Source organism: Oceanobacillus sp. Castelsardo (genome assembly GCF_001659985.1).
Classification (GTDB): Bacteria; Bacillota; Bacilli; order Bacillales; family Amphibacillaceae; genus Oceanobacillus.
The window spans coordinates 254,596-273,623 of the sequence record NZ_LYCS01000002.1 but is presented as its reverse complement, the minus strand read 5'-3'; the positions used below and the strand labels follow the sequence as shown (position 1 = coordinate 273,623).

Here is a 19,028-nt window from a genome sequence, read left to right as displayed (position 1 = left end):
GATAGATGGGATCATTAGAAGGGATAATTACAGGATTTCAAACCGCATTTAGTATAGAAGCCATTTTTTTCGTATTGTTAGGTGTTTTTGCTGGGACCATTATTGGGATGTTGCCTGGATTAGGACCAATAAGTGCAATAGCTGTTATGATCCCGATGACTTTCGGGATGGATGCTTCAATTGCATTAATCATGATGGCGGGGGTTTATTATGGTGCCATATTTGGTGGTTCAACATCATCTATTTTATTAAATGCACCAGGGGTATCTGGTACTGTTGCTACAGCATTCGACGGATATCCGATGGCACAACAAGGAAAAGCTGGAAAAGCACTTGCGATAGCAGCTATTTCCTCATTTGTAGGTGGAACGGTCAGTGTTATCTTGTTAATGCTATTAGCACCCGCGCTTTCTAGTGTGGCCATCTCCTTTGGGCCACCAGCTTACTTTGCGCTAATGGTGTTAGGCTTGACTGCGATTGCGAGTCTATCAGAAGGGTCTACAATAAAAGCATTAATTTCTGCAGTTGCAGGATTTATGGTTGTGACAATTGGTATTGATCCGCAGACAGGTACACAACGTTTTACATTTGGAAATATAAACTTACTTGAAGGTTTGGATTTTCTAGTTATTGCCTTAGGTTTATTTGCATTAGCGGAAGTATGTTCGTTGGTATTAAATAGAAAAGATGAATCGATTAAAAATGCTCATAATATTGGTAGCTTAAAACTCGGAAAAAAAGATTTCAAAGAAATGTCAGGTCCAATGTCTAGACATTCTATTTTAGGCTTCATTCTAGGGGTACTACCAGGAGCTGGAGCAACAATTGCATCTTTTATTGCTTATATAACAGAGAAAAAAATCTCTAAAAAGCCGGAAGAATTTGGGAAGGGATCGGTTAAAGGGTTGGCAGCTCCTGAAACAGCTAATAATGCTGCAACAAGTGGTGCATTCGTTCCATTGTTAAGTTTAGGAATACCAGGTTCAGGAACAACAGCTGTTATGCTTGGAGCGTTTTTAGTGCTTGGAGTACAGCCAGGTCCAATGTTGATGACGGATCGACCAGAAATTTTCTGGGGAATCATTGCAAGTATGTATATTGGGAATATATTCTTATTAATCTTAAACTTGCCACTAATACCATACTTTGCAAAAATACTTAAAATACCAAGACCGCTACTTATTTCACTAGTTATTATGTTTAGTATGATTGGTGTTTATGCAATTAGCTTTAATACATTTGATTTGTACATGCTACTGCTGTTTGGTGTTATCGGCTTTATAATGCGGTTGTTTGCTTTTCCTGCACCCCCATTCATCTTAGCGTTTATACTAGGTGGAATGTTGGAACAGTCATTCAGACAATCTTTAACTATCTCTAATGGAAGCTTAATGATATTTATTACTAATCCAATATCATTAGCATTATTAATAATCTCACTACTTTCATTTGTTATTCCGATTATACAACAGTTACGAAAAACAAAACAAAGAGGATAGTTTAAATGAAGGATAAATCAAGAGCCAAAGGGACAGACACTATCCCATCTTTTACATTGAACTAAGGTGGCCGTAATCCCTTTCAAGTTTATACAAAGCAAGTGAAGTAGCCGATACTCAAATGTATTGGCTGTTTTTCTTGTTCGCTTAATAAATCCTGACATTCCCCCTCTTCATTTTTATGAACCAATAAAATATAAAAAACACTCCTTTTTTCATTATGAAACAGCTTTTTAGGTTGTTTATTGACCTATTCCCATCCTCGTTTTTTCATATTTCATTTAAATTATTAAAATAGAATTTTAGACTAGAATATTTAGGTGAAATATAGTACATTATTAATTCATAAAAAATAATAGCCAAAATAAAAATGATAAAGTTTGCGCTTAAAGAAAGCGAGGAATGAATATGAATATGAATATCCCACTACAGGAACCAGTTCTCATATTTGGTTTTGCTGTGTTAATTTTTTTGTTATTCCCTATACTAATGGGGAAATTGAGAGTACCTGCGATTATCGGTCCTATTATAGCAGGAATTATTGTCGGACCAAACGGGCTAGAAATATTAGCTCGAGATTCGACTATTGAATTGCTTGGAACAGTTGGGTTACTGTTTATCATGTTTATAGCAGGGCTTGAGTTGGACCTCGACGGTTTCAAAAAATACCGAAATCGTAGTATTTTATTTGGTTTACTCTCGTTTTCAATCCCATTTGTTCTTGGTATAATGCTGGGATTGTGGCTTGAACTTAGTATCCTGTCAGCCATATTATTTGGTACCATTTTCTCTTCACATACACTTTTGGGGTACCCTGCCATTAGTCGACTTGGCGTTGCGAAAAACAAAGCTGTAACAACAGCGGTTGGTGGTACATTATTAACAGATAGTTTGGCATTGCTAGTTCTTGCAATAATAGCAGGGGCATCTGAAGGCAATTTAACTTATGGATTTTTAGTATACTTGATTATCGCAATAATACTTTTTGCAGTAGTCGTTCTAATTTTTGCCCCAAAACTTACAAAGTGGTTTTTTAAACGCTCTAATAATGAAGGCACTATAGAATTTAACTTTGTCATGGCGATTTTATTCGTTGCGGGGGCAATATCATTGTTTGTGGGATTAGAGCCAATTATCGGGGCATTCCTAGCAGGTTTGGCCTTGAACCGATACATTGTTGATCATGGTCCATTAATGAATAGAATCAGATTTACAGCAAATGCATTGTTTATTCCGTTTTTCTTGTTATCTGTAGGTATGTTAATGGACCTTAGTGTTCTTATATCAAACCCTGATGCATTATTAACCATCATATTAATCTCCATTGTAGCAATTGGCAGCAAACTGCTTGCCAGTTGGGTAACGAGTAAAATATATGGTTATTCTAAAATAGAAAGTAAGGTAATGTTTGGGCTTTCCACTACACATGCTGCAGCAACATTAGCAATAACACTTGTTGGGTATCAATTCGGATTAATTGACCAACAATTAATAAATGCAGTTATTGTGATCATTTTAGTTACATGTATTTTAGGTCCCTACTTCAGTGAAAAATATGGAAGAAAACTAGCCGTCGCACAAGATAGAGCGGTACTAGACGATATCCCTCCTGAACGTATATTAATCCCACTGGCGAATCCAAATACAATGGAATCCCTAATGGATTTAGGATTTGCATTAAAACAGGCGAAAAATACAGATGAACCATTATACCCGTTAACCATCGTACAAAAGGATTTAAAACAAGCAAGCAATGAAGTCGCACAAGCGGAAAGAATGCTCGGTCGTTCGATCATGTATGCATCGGGCGCAGAAGTATCTGTTAAGCTGTTGACACGAGTAGATCATAATATTGGATGGGGAATAGAACGCGCAGCCACGGAAGAACGAATCACAACGATCATTGCAGGCTGGGATGGTAAAAGTGAAGGTAGCCATAAGGTTTTTGGGAAAGTTATTGATAATTTCCTTGAACATACGTACCAAAGCACGCTTATAGCCCATATTAGGCAACCATTGAATACGATGGAACGAATGATTGTTATTCTTCCAAGTAATGTTGTATACAAACCGGGTTTTGAAGATTCCATATCCATCATTAAGGGCATGGCTTCTCAGCTTAGTACAACTATTAAAGGATTTGTCATTCGCGATAACTTAGAAACGTATCAGAAGGTTTCTCAACAAGTACATCCTAATATTAAAATGGAGTTCCAATCACTGGATAGCTGGGATTCTCTCTATGAACAGGATTTGAAGGGTATAAAATCAACCGATCTTGTGATTTTATTAAGTGCTAGAAGAGGGACGGTGGCATGGCATCCAGTATTAGAAACTATACCGAAAAAACTAGCTACAATGAATCTTGAGAACTTCATCGTGTTTTACCCGACGGAAATGAAGGAAACAGACATTCGTGGCTCACGTGGCATGAAAATCCCGAAAGAGTTACTTTTTAAAGGTGATTACGAGGTCTGATAAAATTTGATAATTTGAATACTGTTAAAAAAGAAGGATTTTAAGATGTATAAAAACATCTTTATCCTTCTTTTTTTATTTGGCTACGGATTCTTAGTATTTGGTGGAATTGACAAGTTATAAATCAAGCCTTAGGAACACAAAAGTAAAATCATTTCCATAAACCGTTTAAAATTCCCCTTCTCATCAAATATTAATAGTAATTTAGGTACAAGAGGGGTGAATGTATTGGTTGGAAATGAGTCAGAATCTTTTATAAGCTTAATTAAGAAAGGAAATAAATCATCGTTAATTGCAGCAATTGGTAACACCATCATAGCCATAGCTAAATTTTTTGCTGGAACGATTAGTGGTAGTGGTGCATTATTTGCATCTGCTATGCACTCAACTGCAGATGCTGTAAACCAAGGCTTCGTTTATATTGGAAGCATTTTATCTGAAAAAAAACCTACACCAAGATTCCCAACTGGCTTTGGTAGAGTAATCAATATTTTTTGTATGGTTGCCGTCATTGTAGTTACAATCATGGCCTACGAAACTATTCGTGAAGGTTGGCATTTAATACAACATCCTGCTGAAATGGGAGGTGGTTTTTGGATTAATGTTGGTGTATTATTCCTAAATCTTATCATTGATGGGTTTATTTTGGTAAAGGCCATGAAAGAGATTAATGTAGAATCACGCTCTGAAGCTAAAGGATTTGGCGTTGTAACAGGGGCTTTTAGAAATGTTGGTAGAGCCGCTCCCCCAACAAGATTGGTTTTTTATGAGGATCTAGTTGCTGTTTCTGGTGCAGCGTTAGCACTTATTGCAGTTGTGGTTATATCCTTAACAAACTTTGTTATGATAGATGGAATTATTACAATATTAATCGGGTTATTAATGATTGGCGTCGCCTTTAGAGTGGGTTATGATAACATGGTTGGACTAATTGGGGTAGCGGCTCCTAAAGATATAGAAGAAAGAATTACAGGAATCATTTTAAATGATAAAGACGTTACAGATATTAATAAAATGCGAATCCTTCAAGAGGGGAGATATTATCATGTAGAGGCAAGAATAGAGTTACGAGAAGGATTTTCTTTAGCCGAAGCAGATGATATTAAAATCAGAGTAGCGGAAGACATATTAAAAGACCCGGATATTGCTGATGTAGGAATCGGTATTATTGAAGATGATGGAGATATAGATTGGAAACCAAGGAAATAAAACCGTTGTAATTTTATGTGATATAGAAGAATGTAAGCCAATGTCCTAACTGAAATAGGTGGGACATTGGCTTAAAACTTTAAACTAGCACCCGTGTCAAGGACACTATAAAATTCCCTTTTTAAAAAATGAGCTTAATTTGATGTTTTTCGACAAAATTTTGAATTCTACTGAAAAGATTGAAATTTTCCCTACACTTATTTCTCCAAAAGTGTTAAAATAGGAAAAAGTTTAAAAACTTAAATTAATAGAAGTTTTAGAAAGAGGGATTATAGTGGCAGAATTACGCAGTGATATGATCAAAAAGGGTGTCGATCGTGCACCGCATCGAAGCCTGCTTCATGCTGCAGGGGTAAAAGCGGAAGACTTTGGTAAACCATTCATTTTAGTTGTTAATTCCTATATAGATATTGTTCCAGGCCATGTACACTTACAAGAGTTTGGTAAAATCGTTAAAGAAGCAATTCGTGAAGCTGGTGGGGTACCATTTGAAATGAATACCATCGGCGTCGATGACGGAATTGCAATGGGACATATTGGGATGAGGTACTCCCTTCCAAGTCGTGAAATCATTGCCGATTCAGTCGAAACTGTAGCAAATGCACACTGGTTTGATGGAATGGTATGTATTCCGAACTGTGATAAGATCACACCAGGAATGTTAATGGCTTCCTTACGTGTTAATATCCCTTCTATCTTTGTTAGTGGGGGCCCGATGAAAGCTGGTACGGATAGTGCGGGAAATCCACTTTCCCTAACCTCTGTTTTTGAAGGGGTTGGAGCCTATCAATCTGGTAAAATTGATGCAGCTAGATTATTAGAAATAGAACAAAATGCTTGTCCTACTTGCGGATCTTGTTCAGGAATGTTTACAGCAAACTCTATGAACTGTTTAGCAGAGGGGATTGGACTAGCACTTCCTGGAAATGGTACCATCTTAGCGGTATCTGAGGATCGAAAAGAATTTGTTAAAAAATCTGCGAAACAATTAATGGAATTAATTAAAAAAGATATTAAGCCACGTGACATCGTTACTAAAGAAGCTATTGATAATGCATTTGCATTAGATATGGCGATGGGTGGTTCAACAAATACAGTATTACATACACTGGCTCTAGCTCACGAAGCGGATATTGATTATCCACTTGAAAGAATTAATGAAGTTGCTAACCGTGTTCCACATCTAGCAAAACTTGCTCCGGCATCTGACCATCATATTGAAGATCTTCATCGAGCAGGTGGAATTAGTGCGATTGTTAATGAACTCCTTAAAAAGCCAGGAGCATTTAATGGGGACTGTCTAAGTGTATCGGCTAAGACAATCCGAGAAACAGTGCAAGGTGCAGAGATTATGGATACAGATGTTATTCATCCATTGGATAACCCGCATTCAGAGCGTGGTGGACTTGCAGTATTATTCGGAAACCTAGCTCCAAATGGATCCATTATCAAAGTTGGTGCGGTAGATCCTAAGGTTGGCGGATACCATAGAGGTCCAGCTATTTGCTTTGATTCTCAGGAAGAAGCAATGGAAAAAATCGAGTCTGGGGAAGTAAAAGAAGGACACGTTGTTGTTATCCGTTACGAAGGACCTAAAGGTGGACCGGGAATGCCAGAAATGCTTGCTCCTACATCACAAATTGTCGGTCGTGGCCTAGGTGCAAAGGTTGGTCTAATTACAGACGGACGTTTCTCGGGTGCATCTAGAGGTATTTCGATTGGTCATATCTCTCCAGAAGCAGCTGAAGGTGGTCCAATTGCCTTTGTTGAAGATGGAGATATGATTGAGCTTGATTTGAATAAACGTACGATTACATTGGAGATTTCCGATGAAGAATTTGCAGAACGAAAAGCAAACTGGAAAGGGTTCGAGCCGAAAGTGAAAAAAGGTTGGCTTGGCCGTTATTCAGCCCTTGTAACTTCAGCAAATACTGGTGGAGTTATGAAAATATAATTTAAATTTTAAAGCATTGCTGAGAGAAATACTCTTGGCAATGCTTTTTTATCACACCTTAAAGGAAGATATCTATAAGTATTCTGAAAATTGGTAAAAATTTTTAGTGCTAGAGTATAGACAATTAATCTTTATTAAAATATAATAAGTTTAAGAAGGTGGGTGATTCATATGGGAAGGTAAATCAGTTTTATAGATTCAAAGGTGATTCAATAATAGTTGCTTTACCTTATGTTTTGGATCACGATCGGATATACAGGTTCTTTTAAAATAGAATATCACGGAGGTGAAAATCCTTGTATCTGATGATGCAAGGATACTAATTGGACATAGTTAACTTGCTTTTGGTTGCTATATTGATTTTGCTAACGGCATTCTTTGTAGCAACCGAATTCGCTATTGTGAAAGTACGTACGACTCGAATTAATCAGTTGGTAGCTGAGGGGAATAAGAGCGCAGTTTATGCAAAGCAATTAATCGATAATTTAGATGATTACTTGTCTGCTTGTCAATTAGGAATTACAGTAACTGCACTTGGCTTAGGTTGGTTAGGTGAACCAACTGTGGCACGCTTATTACATCCAGTATTTGAAGGGCTAAGCATTAATAATACAGTCGGAACTTTCATATCATTTCTAATCGCATTTCTATTTGTAACCTATTTACATGTGGTGATAGGAGAGTTAGCACCAAAAACTATCGCGATACAGAAGGCGGAAGCTGTAACACTTTTATTAGCAAGACCACTCATTTTCTTTCATAAAATAATGTACCCGTTTATTTGGTTGTTAAACGGATCAGCTAGGTTGCTCGTACGACTTTTAGGGTTTCAACCAGTAAAGGAACATGACGTAGCACATTCAGAGGAAGAAGTTCGAATGATTGTTACGGACAGTTATAAAAACGGGGAAATCAATTTAACTGAAATGACCTATGTTAATAATATTTTCGAATTTGATGAAACCATTGTAAGGGAAATAATGGTACCACGTAATGAGGTAGTTTGCTTTTACAAGGCGGACAATATAACAGAAAATATTGATATTATTCTAGAAGCTCAATATACAAGATATCCAGTGGCGGATGAAGATAAGGATAATATTATTGGTCTTGTTAATATTAAGGAAGTGTTTACTGGTCATTTAGAAGGGCATCAATCCCTATCAATAGAGAAATTAATACGTCCCATTATTCATGTATCTGAGGTAACCCCGATTAGACAACTACTTTTAAAAATGCAACGAGAACGAATTCATATGGCCATTGTACACGATGAATATGGAGGAACATCGGGAATAGTTACAGTAGAGGATATATTAGAAGAAATTGTAGGGGATATTCGTGATGAGTTCGATAAGGATGAGTTACCGGAAATTGAAGAAGTAAACGAAAAAACAAAAGTAGTTTCAGGTAAATTAAAATTGGTTGATTTGAACAAACTACTTGGCATTAATCTTCCGAATGAAGAAGTGGAAACAATCGGAGGATGGGTGTTTTCTAAAAACATGGAACCTACTGTGGGTAGCTCCATCGTACACGAAGGATATAAATTTATTGTTGATGAAATGGATAAATATAAAGTTAAAAAAATAAAAATTGTAACTAGTTAGTCAGAAAAGCAAACTCTTCGGGAGTTTGCTTTTCTTTTTCTTCACAATATAACTTCTTCAGCAAAACCTAATGATTTCACCATGTCATTGTATGCTTCTACAACTTTTTTATAGGATACTGCTACCTTTTTTTCATCTACAGTTGTCTCAAGTTCGGTATTAACGCCAACAAAATTTTCGTTAAGCTCTTCTACTTTTTGCAAAAATGCTTGCACTTCATTCGATTCCCTAATATTTTGATCCATATAGGTGTAAACACGAAAAGAATGCTCATTTGCACAAAACTTTTCATAAAGATCAGATCGTTCTTTATTTAACTTTTTTGCTTGTTGCTTTAAATCCTGAATAGCCTTAACGGTGTTTTTTCCTTGTGTTGTAAGTATTTCTACAATATCTGAATTCATTCATATTACGACCTTTCTTATGAAGCATGTTAATTAACCAACTATCCATCATTATATCACAGTGGAAAATGTTAGTATTTTGTATGGCTTTTATATATAAATAAAAATAAGAAGAAAGGTTTTCTCAATTGACGTATTGGTAGAAACTTGTTATCATTTCTACAGTTATTTAAATTAATAGTTACCACCTTGTATAAGTTCAAGAATATGGCTTGAACGTTTCTACCAGCTACCTTAAAATAGCCCGTCTACAAGGAGTGAAAATATGTATATTTTTTCATTTCTAGATAAAACTTTGGCATGCTGTAGTCAAAGTTTTTTTGCTTTTTCATAAAAAGGCAAAGGCTGTGGAAGGTTATACATATGAGCTATTCAAGGTCAATCTACCAGAATAGGAGAACATCATCATGAAAAACTTCTTTCAGTTTACCGAAAGAAATACTTCCTATAAACAGGAAACATTAGCAGGAATAACGACTTTTCTCTCAGTCGCGTATATTTTAGTTGTAAATCCGCTCATTCTTAGTCAAGCAGGTATGGATAGGGGCGCTGTATTTACTGCAACTGCTCTAACTGCCATTATCGGGACCTTACTTATCGGGTTGCTTGCCAACTATCCCATTGCAATTGCACCGAGTATGGGGTTGAATTCCTTCTTTACATTTTCTGTTTGTATTGGGATGGGAATAGAGTGGCCAGTTGCTTTAACGGGTGTATTTATAGCAGGAATTATTTTTATGATTTTAAGTTTAATGAAAATCCGGGAAAAAATTATTAATGCGATTCCTGAAGATTTAAAGCATGCTATAGCCGCAGGGATTGGATTTTTCATAGCGTTTATAGGATTGAAAAATGCTGGAATGGTTGTAGCGAATCCAGATACCTTTGTTACGATTGGGAATTTAACTTCCCCGACGACAGCACTTGCTGTTTTTGGCTTAATTATTACGATCATTATGATTGTTCGGGGAATTAATGGGGCTATTTTTTATGGGATGGTCATTACGACAATCATTGGTATAATCATTGGTTTAGTAAAGATGCCATCTTCCGTTATCGGGTCTATCCCTAGTCTCGAGCCAACGTTTGGTGTAGTGTTTTCGAACTTACCTGAAATTTTGACACCAGATGTACTAGCGGTTATTTTCACCTTTTTATTTGTGGCATTTTTTGACACGGCAGGTGCATTAATTGCCTTAACGAGCCAAGCGAGGATTATGAAAAATAATGAAATCCCTCGTATTGGAAGAGCATTGTTAGCTGATTCTTCTGCAGGGGCGATAGGTGCGGTATTAGGTACATCTACACCGGCAACAAGTGTGGAGTCATCAGCTGGAATAGCAGTTGGTGGAAGAACTGGATTCACTTCTGTAATTATTGCGTTATGTTTTGCGGTTGCTCTATTCTTTTCTCCAATTCTGTCTGTCATAACAACAGAGGTAACGGCGCCAGCGCTAATCATTGTTGGAGCGTTAATGGCGATGGAGATTAAGAATGTTAATTGGAGCAAATTAGAAGTCGTTATACCATCCTTTATGACAATCATTATGATGCCCCTTACTTCAAGTGTTGCGATGGGACTAGCGTTTGGTTTTGTTCTCTATCCATTGGCGTTGATTGCCCAAAAACGGTTTAAAGATATCCATCCGATTATGTATGTACTCTGTTTGTTATTTATTTTATATTTTATTTTTATTGCTTGAATAAAGACACTCCTTAAGAGTGTCTTTATTATTTCATACTGTAATTTATGATAAAATATATATACAATTTTGTATAAGGAGAACCTAGAATGTCTGAATCTTTATTTACGAGTAAGTATCATATTGATTTACGTGATGTTGATTTTAAAAAAGAGTTAAAATTAAGCGCGTTATTTAGTTATTTTCAAGAAATTGCAAGTCTAGCTGCATCTAGCTTGGGACTAGGTATTGATACGTTACAAAAAGGAAATGGTCTTGCTTGGGTTTTAACGAAAATTCGTGTGGACGTGGAACGTTTACCCGTGTGGGGCGAGGAAATAACGATAGAAACATGGCCTTTAGAACCGGGCAAATTAAACTTTGATCGTGATTATATTGTTCGAGATAAAGATGGGAAAAGTATCATAAGAGCCATTTCGTCTTGGGTAATAATAGACTTAAAGGATAGAAAATTAAAAAGGTCAACATCCGTTCCATTTACATTTCCAACTCCTATAGTAGATAGGGCGATAAAGGATACATTTAGAAGATTAAAGCATATTGAACAAGCGGAAACGGTCTATACGAAAAGAATAGGTTATAGTGACGTTGATTTTAACGGGCATTTGAATAATTCTAAATACATTGATTATATTATGGACTGTTTTGATATAAATAATCATAAAAAATACGATGTAACGTCGATTGAAGTAGATTTTATGCATGAAGCTTTGCCTGGTGAAAGTATTGTGTTAAAGAAAGATGTAATATTACGTGGTAATCAGGTTTATGTGGGAGGTATTAACGAGAAGGAAAATCGGGTTGTGTTTAAAGCGATGTTAAAAGTGGAAAAATCATAATTTTAGATAATGAGGCCAAAACTGGATTTTGGTCTTTTTTTATTAACATAATAATAAAACGTTTGCACTCTAGTAGCGGTGTTGGAAAAAGTTGCATTATGCAGTGCTATATAAATTAATTAAACACCCTTGTCTTACATATATAGTTTATGTTAATATGATTATGCAAAAGTTTTCCCCAACTTTTGATGAACAAGAGTAGTTTAAATGATTACTAGAAAAAGAGATTCTATAAAATTATTTTAGTAGGATTTTGAAACCGTTATCAAAGTGAGGGGAAATAAAAAATAAGGAGTGAGAAAAATGGGAGAAAGAAAGTTTTTATCCAAACTATTTTTGATAGTTGCTTTATCAGTAGTAGTTATTATTGCGGGTTGTAGTTCTTCTGATGATGAAAATGCATCAGAAGGTAAAGGGGATTCAGGTAAAGTCACACTAGATGTTTTTCAGTATAAGGTAGAGTTCAAAGATCAGTTTGAAAGTCTTATAGCAAAATATGAAGAAGTAAATCCTGATGTTGAAATCAATGTTCAAACAGTTGGCGGAGGAAATAGTTATGCATCCGCGGTGAAATCACAATTTTCATCTGGAAATGAACCGGACATATTCAATGTTGGTGGACCAACAGAAGTAGAAGAATATCATGATTATTTAGCAGATTTATCAGATACTGCAGCAGCAGAAGCAGCTTTAGAAGGAACACTTAATGGTGTGAAAGAAGGAGACAAAATTCTTGGTCTTCCTTATGCCCAAGAAGGTTATGGTTTAATTTATAACAAGGAAGTTTTTGAAAAAGCAGGAATTAATCCAGATGAATTAACAACATTCGACGCTCTTGAAAGCGCTATTAAAACATTGGATAGTAAAAAAGATGATTTAGGAATTGATGCAGTATTTGCATTCCCTGCAAAAGAATTATGGGTAATGGGTAACCATTTAGCAAATACGTACATTGCACCAGAATTTGATAATGATGTCACAAAGGCATATGAGGCGGAAACAATCAATTTCGATTACGGCGATCAAATGAAGAGAATGCTTGATTTACAAAGTAAGTATTCTGTTCAACCTGTTTTAAGTTTAGATTATTCACAACAAGTAGAGCAACTATTCTCCTTAGGAAAAGTTGCAATCATTCAACAAGGAAACTGGGTATATCCTACAATTGAACAGATGGATAAGGAATTTGCTGAAAGTAATATTGGTATGATTCCTATGCCAGTGGAAGGTCTTGAAGGTCATTTACCTGTTGGTGTACCGCAATATTGGGTTGTAAATAAAGAAAGTAGTGACGAAGAGGTACAAGCTGCAAAAGATTTCTTAGATTGGATGTATACATCTGACGAAGGTAAAGAAATTGTGTTGAATGAATTTAAGTTTATTCCTGCCTACGAAGGTTATGATACTGAGCAAATTGCCGACCCTCTATCAAAATCTGTATATAGCTATGCCGAACAAGGAAATACGATTGGTTGGACATTCCTTGGAACACCGGTTGGTTGGAATGAGGATGTTATTGGGGTTAACTTCCAACGTTATCTAAGTGGTGATATGGATTGGGAAGGTGTATTAGAGCAAGCCAAAGAAGCGTGGGAAAAAGATAGAAAATAATGCAGTATGTGCAACCAACAAAATAAGAATTTCATTTTTGTTGGTTGCCTTCTATCCAAGTTTTTATTTTCGAATGGAGTTGTTTTAAATGAAAAATAGAAGTGTATCATTTTGGCTTTTTATTACACCAACGTTAATTTCATTAGCACTCGTTGTCTTTGTGCCATTTATTTATGGATTTTTCTATTCCTTCTCTGATTGGAATGGTTTAAAAGCGACGGAGTTTTTAGGACTTGCAAATTATGCGGAATTATTACAGGATGAAGCATTCATAAGTTCCATTTGGTTTACGATTAAATTTGCTGTAGCATCTATTATTTTAGTAAATATCATTGGATTAGGCTTAGCCTTACTCGTTACACAAAAGTTAAAATCGAGTAGTATCTTAAGAACAGTATTTTTCATGCCTAATTTAATCGGTGGATTAATTTTAGGATTTATTTGGCAATTTATCTTCATTAGTGCATTTGATGCAGTTGGTAGCGCGTTAGGAATTGAAGCATTAAGTGGATGGTTATCTACTTCTGAAACTGGTTTCTGGGGAATGGTCATCCTAAATGTTTGGCAATATGCAGGATACATTATGATTATCTATATCGCATATTTAGAAAGTGTTCCAGAAGAATTATTAGAAGCTGCTGAAATGGATGGAGCAAATAGCTTTAAACGTTTCTGGAATGTTAAATTTCCACTAGTAGCTCCGGCATTCACTATTAGTTTGTTCTTAACATTATCTAATGCATTTAAACTTTATGACCAAAACCTTGCATTAACAAATGGTGGGCCATTTAGATCTACTGAAATGGTAGCTATGAATATTTATAACTCGGCATTTAAGGAGTATGATATGGCATATGCACAGGCAAAGGCTGTTATATTCTTCATTCTTGTCGCAGTAGTTGCATTAACACAGGTTTATTACAATAAGAAACGAGAGGTTGATTTATAATGAAGCAGAAAAAGAGAAATAAATTAATTATCGGTGTAATTGGTACGCTTCTAGCTTTATTATGGTTATCTCCGTTTTATTTAATGGTTGTGAATTCCTTTAAAACAAAAAAAGGTATATTTTCTAATGTATTAGGTATACCTGAGGAATGGACATTTGTAAACTTTAAGCAAGCGTTTATTGACTTGGATTTTGTAAATGCATTTATGAATTCTTTATTAATATCTGTAGTCAGTGTAACGATAATTATTCTATTTTCTTCTATGGCTGGATATGCATTGGCACGAAATAAAAGTAAGATAAGTAATGCCTTATTTATGGTTTTCGTCGCTGCAATGTTAATACCATTCCAATCTGTCATGATTCCACTTATCTCTCTTTTTGGAAAGGTGGATATGCTTAATCCCGGTGGTCTTATTTTTATGTACTTAGGGTTTGGATGCAGCCTTTCTATCTTTTTGTATCATGGGGCAATGTCAAGTATCCCTGCCTCCTTGGATGAAGCAGCAACAATTGATGGAGCAAATAGGTGGCAAATATTTTGGAAGATTATTTTTCCGATGTTAAAGCCAATTTCCGTAACTGTTATGATCCTGAATATTATCTGGATTTGGAATGATTATTTACTTCCATCCCTTGTACTTAGTGCCGAAAATGCAACGATTCCACTAAATATGTTCTTTTTCTTCGGACAATATACAAAACAGTGGCATCTAGCGCTTGCTGGATTAACGTTAGCCATTATACCAATCATTATTGTTTATTTCTTCGCGCAAAAGCAGATTATTAAAGGAGTTACTGACGGCGCGGTTAAATAACCCCTATGCAAACGTATAAGTTAGTATTTTTTGATGGATAGTTATTAACGAAGGAATGAGAAAATGTCAGTTACAATAAAAGATGTAGCAAAGCAGGCTAATGTATCTCCATCCACTGTATCTCGGGTAATTTCCGATAGTAATAAAATTAGCGAGAAGACGAAAAAAAGGGTACGAAAAGTGATGGAGGAAATGGGCTATCATACTAATTTAAATGCACGTGTATTAGTTCAGAAGTCAACACAAACGATTGGTATTGTGATGAAACATTCCGCAAGTCAAACCTTGGATAATCCTTTCTTTCCGGAATTGCTGAGGGGGATTAGCGCGGAATGTAACGAAAAAGAATATAGTATCTTACTTACGACAGGTAATTCCGAAAAGTCTATCTTTGATGAAGTAAAAAAGTTGGTAATGGGAAAGCGAGTAGATGGAATTATCGTTATCTATTCCAAAAAAGACGATCCAGTTGTTCCTTATTTACTTGAATCGGGAATTCCATTTGTTGTTATAGGAAAGCCAACAAAAGAACAAAATCGAATAATGTATGTGGACAACGATAATGTTCAAGCAGGGATTGATGCAACAGAGTATTTAATCAACCAGGGACATAAGCAAATTTGTTTTATTGGCGATGATCCGGATTATCAGGTTGTGCAAGATAGAATAGGCGGATTTGATATCGCGATAAAAAAACATGGATTAAAAATTCCCGGTAAATATTATCTAACATATCCTTTGGAAGTGGATGAAATTGCTAGGAAGAATATCGATGCCTTACTAGAATCAAAGGAAAGACCAACGGCTATCATTGTTTCGGCTGATCTTCATACATTAATGGTTATGAAGGCATTACGTAATAAAAAAATAAAAATACCAGATGAAATAAGCATTATTACATTTAATAATACGATTATTTCTGAATTATCCACTCCACCTTTAACATCGATAGATATTCAAACCTATCAATTGGGATTTGAGGCGGCAAAAGGCCTGATTGAATTGATAAAAAAACCAGATATGTTCAGAAAAAGTGTGATCATACCAGCTGTCATTGTGGAAAGAGAATCTGTATTAAAGTAACATCCATTATTTTTTAAATATAAATGCAAACGTTTGCCTAAAGTGAAGAGAGGAGATTATAAAATGAATGTAGTTGTTTGGAATGAATACAGACATGAAAAAGAAAATCCCGCTGTAAAAGAGGTTTATCCAGCAGGAATCCATGAAACATTAGCGACATTTTTACGTGAGGAAGGAATAACCGTAAAAACCGCAACACTTGACGAACCGGAACATGGTTTGACAGATGAACTGCTACAAGAAACGGATGTTCTTGTATGGTGGGGGCACAAAGCACATGAAGAAGTAAGAGATGATATAGCTGAAAAAGTGAAACAACGTGTCTTAGATGGAATGGGGTTAGTTGTTTTACACTCTGGGCATTTTTCTAAAGTATTTAAGAAATTAATGGGTACGGGCTGCGACTTAAAGTGGCGTGAAGCAGATGAAAAAGAACGTCTATGGGTTGTCGATCCTACTCATCCGATTACAGAGGGAATTGGGCAATATATCGAACTTGAAAAAGAAGAAATGTACGGAGAGCATTTCGATATTCCTACACCGGATGAATTAATTTTTATAAGCTGGTTTGAGGGTGGAGAAGTATTCCGAAGTGGAGCAACCTTTAAACGGGGAAGAGGAAAGATTTTTTATTTTAGACCTGGACATGAGACCTATCCAACGTATCATAATGAAGATATTAGAAAGGTTATAAAAAATGGTGTGAGATGGGTTAATAATAACAATACAACAAAACATACTTATGGAAATCATAAACCATTAGAAAACTTTGATAAATAGGGGGATGGGGAAATGGAAAAAGTACGTATTGCTGTTATAGGAACTGGAAGTATTGCACAAAATCGACATTTACCTGAGTACGATGATAATCCTAATGTAGAAATTGTTGCTGTTTGTGACATAGTTGAAGAGAGAGTTAAAGAAGTTGCGAAAAAGTATAATGCAAAGCCGTATACAAATTATGAACAATTACTAGAATTAGAAGAAGTAGATGCAGTAAGTGTATGCTTACCAAACTATTTACATGCTCCGGTTTCAATCAAGGCACTAGACTCAGGGTGTCATGTCTTATGTGAGAAGCCAATGGCAACATCTCGAACTGAAGCAGAAGAAATGATTGAAGCAGCACGAAGAAATAGTAAAAAACTAATGATTGGACATAATCAACGTTTTGTATCTTCTCATCAAAAGGCAAAAGCAATTATTGATAGTGGTGAAATAGGGAAAATTTATAGCTTCCGTACTACTTTTGGACATGCTGGACCTGAAACTTGGAGTGCAGAAGGAACAGATAGTTGGTTCTTCAAGAAAGAACAGGCATTTATCGGTGCTATGGGGGATTTAGGTGTTCACAAGGCTGATCTTATTCGTTATTTACTAAATGATGAGATTAGTGAAGTCGGTGCGTTTGTTGAGACTAGTGCCAAAGAAAAAGCTGATGTTGATGATAATGCTGTATTTATCTTAAAAACGGATACTGGAATTATTGGAACACTTGCTGCAAGTTGGGCCTATACAGCAGCGGAAGACAATTCCACTGTAATTTTTGCAGAAAATGCTATCTTACGTTTAGAAGATGATCCAACTTATTCATTAATAGTACAGTATAAGAACGGGGATATTGTTAGGTATGAGCTTGATGGAATTCAATCTAATGAAGATGGAGGCCAATCTAAGTCACACGTAATTGATCATTTTATTGATTCCATCGTAGAGGATAAGGAACCATTAATTGATGGAGAAGAAGGAATGAAGTCATTAGATATTATTCTAGCTGCAATAGAATCAGTGGATACAAAAACTATTTATAAATTAGAGAAGTGAATGAGATGAATAAATTAAAAATGGGAATAATTGGTGCGGGGGGAATCGCTGTTTCGCGGCATATTCCCGCCTACCTTTTATTAAAAGATAAAGTAAATATAGTTGCCGTTCAAGATGTAAATATAGAACGAGCACATAAAATAGCGAGGGAATACGATATTCCAAATGTCTATCACGATTACCGTGATCTATTCAAAGAAGTTGATGCCGTTACAATTTGTACTCCAAATAAATTTCACGCGGAAATAACTATCGCGGCATTAGAGGCTGGGTGCCATGTTTTATGTGAAAAACCAATGGGATTGAATACATCAGAGTGCGAGAAAATGATTGAAGCGGCAAAAAAATCTAAAAGATTACTAGGAATTGGATATCATTACCGATTTATGCCGGAGGGACAACTCGCCAAACAAGCTATACATGAAATTGGTGATCCTCTTGTTACAAGGGTACAGGCATTAAGAAGAAGAAAAGTACCGGGTTGGGGTGTTTTTACAAACAAAGATCTACAAGGTGGAGGCAGTTTAATTGATTTTGGTTGTCATTTGATTGATTTGTCCTTATGGCTATTGGGAGAAACAGAACCAGTTGAGGTAATTGGAAAAACATATAACCGTCTTAGTAAGACACCGAATCAAATCAACGATTGGGGTACTTTTGACCATGAATCTTTTGATGTAGATGATCACGTATCCGCATATGTAACCTTTACAAACGGAAGTACGATGTTGTTTGAATGTTCTTGGGCGGCAAATATTAAAGAAGATACTACACATTTAAGTATCTCGGGATCTGAAGCAGGAATAAGCGTATTCCCTTATGAATTATATACGCCAAAATATGGGGCCTTTATGACAACAACCGCAAGTATAGAGGAGGATAAGTCCGGTTTCTTGCAAGCTAAAAATTTTGTGGAAAGCTGTCTTGGTGAAACAGACTTAATTGTAAAACCAGAAGAATCACTAAGAGTAACAAAAATAATTGATGCAATCTATGAAAGTAGCCAGTCTGGTAAGAGTGTACGGTTCTAATTTTAATTTAGAGATT

Annotated in this window: 15 protein-coding genes and 1 riboswitch; of the genes, 14 read left to right on the top strand and 1 reads right to left on the bottom strand. The window is 35.8% G+C overall.

Annotation, left to right across the window (positions count from 1 at the left end):
* Positions 1 to 5: 5 nt before the first annotated feature.
* The 5 genes from A9178_RS05540 to A9178_RS05520 all read left to right on the top strand — a co-directional run bounded on the left by A9178_RS05540 (position 6) and on the right by A9178_RS05520 (position 8,750).
* The gene (locus A9178_RS05540) at positions 6 to 1,499 is read left to right on the top strand and encodes a tripartite tricarboxylate transporter permease (RefSeq protein ID WP_068673166.1); all 1,494 of its coding nucleotides are present in this window, start codon (positions 6 to 8) and stop codon (positions 1,497 to 1,499) included.
* Between the two features lie 408 nt (positions 1,500 to 1,907).
* Entirely contained in the window at positions 1,908 to 3,977 is a 2,070-nt protein-coding gene (locus A9178_RS05535; protein ID WP_369801954.1) for a cation:proton antiporter domain-containing protein, read from the top strand.
* A gap of 228 nt (positions 3,978 to 4,205) precedes the next feature.
* Entirely contained in the window at positions 4,206 to 5,186 is a 981-nt protein-coding gene (locus A9178_RS05530) for a cation diffusion facilitator family transporter (protein WP_068673162.1), read from the top strand.
* A 274-nt stretch (positions 5,187 to 5,460) separates the two neighbouring features.
* Positions 5,461 to 7,140 carry a dihydroxy-acid dehydratase gene (ilvD, locus tag A9178_RS05525; RefSeq protein ID WP_369801953.1) on the top strand — a complete coding sequence of 560 codons (1,680 nt, stop codon included), beginning with the start codon at positions 5,461 to 5,463 and terminating at the stop codon, positions 7,138 to 7,140.
* A gap of 323 nt (positions 7,141 to 7,463) precedes the next feature.
* Positions 7,464 to 8,750, top strand: coding sequence for a hemolysin family protein (locus A9178_RS05520; RefSeq protein ID WP_068673160.1), 1,287 nt, complete (start codon positions 7,464 to 7,466; stop codon positions 8,748 to 8,750).
* A 41-nt stretch (positions 8,751 to 8,791) separates the two neighbouring features.
* On the opposite strand, the gene A9178_RS05515 is transcribed toward A9178_RS05520, so the two are convergent.
* The gene (locus A9178_RS05515; protein WP_082918100.1) at positions 8,792 to 9,154 is read right to left on the bottom strand and encodes a hypothetical protein; all 363 of its coding nucleotides are present in this window, start codon (positions 9,152 to 9,154) and stop codon (positions 8,792 to 8,794) included.
* 169 nt (positions 9,155 to 9,323) lie between these two features.
* Positions 9,324 to 9,425, top strand: a riboswitch (purine riboswitch).
* Between the two features lie 136 nt (positions 9,426 to 9,561).
* Between A9178_RS05515 and A9178_RS05510 the strand changes: the two genes are divergently transcribed.
* The 9 genes from A9178_RS05510 to A9178_RS05470 all read left to right on the top strand — a co-directional run bounded on the left by A9178_RS05510 (position 9,562) and on the right by A9178_RS05470 (position 19,012).
* Positions 9,562 to 10,857 (top strand): NCS2 family permease, encoded by a 1,296-nt coding sequence (locus tag A9178_RS05510; protein ID WP_068673158.1) that lies wholly within the window; start codon positions 9,562 to 9,564, stop codon positions 10,855 to 10,857.
* Between the two features lie 89 nt (positions 10,858 to 10,946).
* Positions 10,947 to 11,696, top strand: a complete 750-nt coding sequence (locus tag A9178_RS05505) for an acyl-[acyl-carrier-protein] thioesterase (RefSeq protein WP_068673156.1) — start codon at positions 10,947 to 10,949, stop codon at positions 11,694 to 11,696.
* A gap of 303 nt (positions 11,697 to 11,999) precedes the next feature.
* Positions 12,000 to 13,307: an ABC transporter substrate-binding protein gene (locus tag A9178_RS05500; RefSeq protein WP_068673154.1), complete on the top strand. Its 1,308-nt coding sequence runs from the start codon at positions 12,000 to 12,002 to the stop codon at positions 13,305 to 13,307.
* 88 nt (positions 13,308 to 13,395) lie between these two features.
* Complete coding sequence (locus A9178_RS05495) at positions 13,396 to 14,256, top strand: carbohydrate ABC transporter permease (RefSeq protein ID WP_068673152.1); 861 nt, start codon at positions 13,396 to 13,398, stop codon at positions 14,254 to 14,256.
* Positions 14,256 to 15,074 (top strand): carbohydrate ABC transporter permease, encoded by an 819-nt coding sequence (locus tag A9178_RS05490; RefSeq protein ID WP_068673150.1) that lies wholly within the window; start codon positions 14,256 to 14,258, stop codon positions 15,072 to 15,074. Before A9178_RS05495 ends, A9178_RS05490 begins: the two co-directional genes overlap by 1 nt.
* 63 nt (positions 15,075 to 15,137) lie before the next feature.
* Positions 15,138 to 16,157, top strand: a complete 1,020-nt coding sequence (locus A9178_RS05485) for a LacI family DNA-binding transcriptional regulator (RefSeq protein ID WP_068673148.1) — start codon at positions 15,138 to 15,140, stop codon at positions 16,155 to 16,157.
* Between the two features lie 63 nt (positions 16,158 to 16,220).
* Positions 16,221 to 16,937 (top strand): ThuA domain-containing protein, encoded by a 717-nt coding sequence (locus A9178_RS05480; protein ID WP_068673146.1) that lies wholly within the window; start codon positions 16,221 to 16,223, stop codon positions 16,935 to 16,937.
* Positions 16,938 to 16,949: 12 nt separating this feature from the next.
* Entirely contained in the window at positions 16,950 to 17,981 is a 1,032-nt protein-coding gene (locus tag A9178_RS05475; RefSeq protein ID WP_068673144.1) for a Gfo/Idh/MocA family protein, read from the top strand.
* 5 nt (positions 17,982 to 17,986) lie between these two features.
* Positions 17,987 to 19,012 carry a Gfo/Idh/MocA family protein gene (locus A9178_RS05470; RefSeq protein WP_068673142.1) on the top strand — a complete coding sequence of 342 codons (1,026 nt, stop codon included), beginning with the start codon at positions 17,987 to 17,989 and terminating at the stop codon, positions 19,010 to 19,012.
* The last annotated feature ends 16 nt before the right edge of the window (positions 19,013 to 19,028 follow it).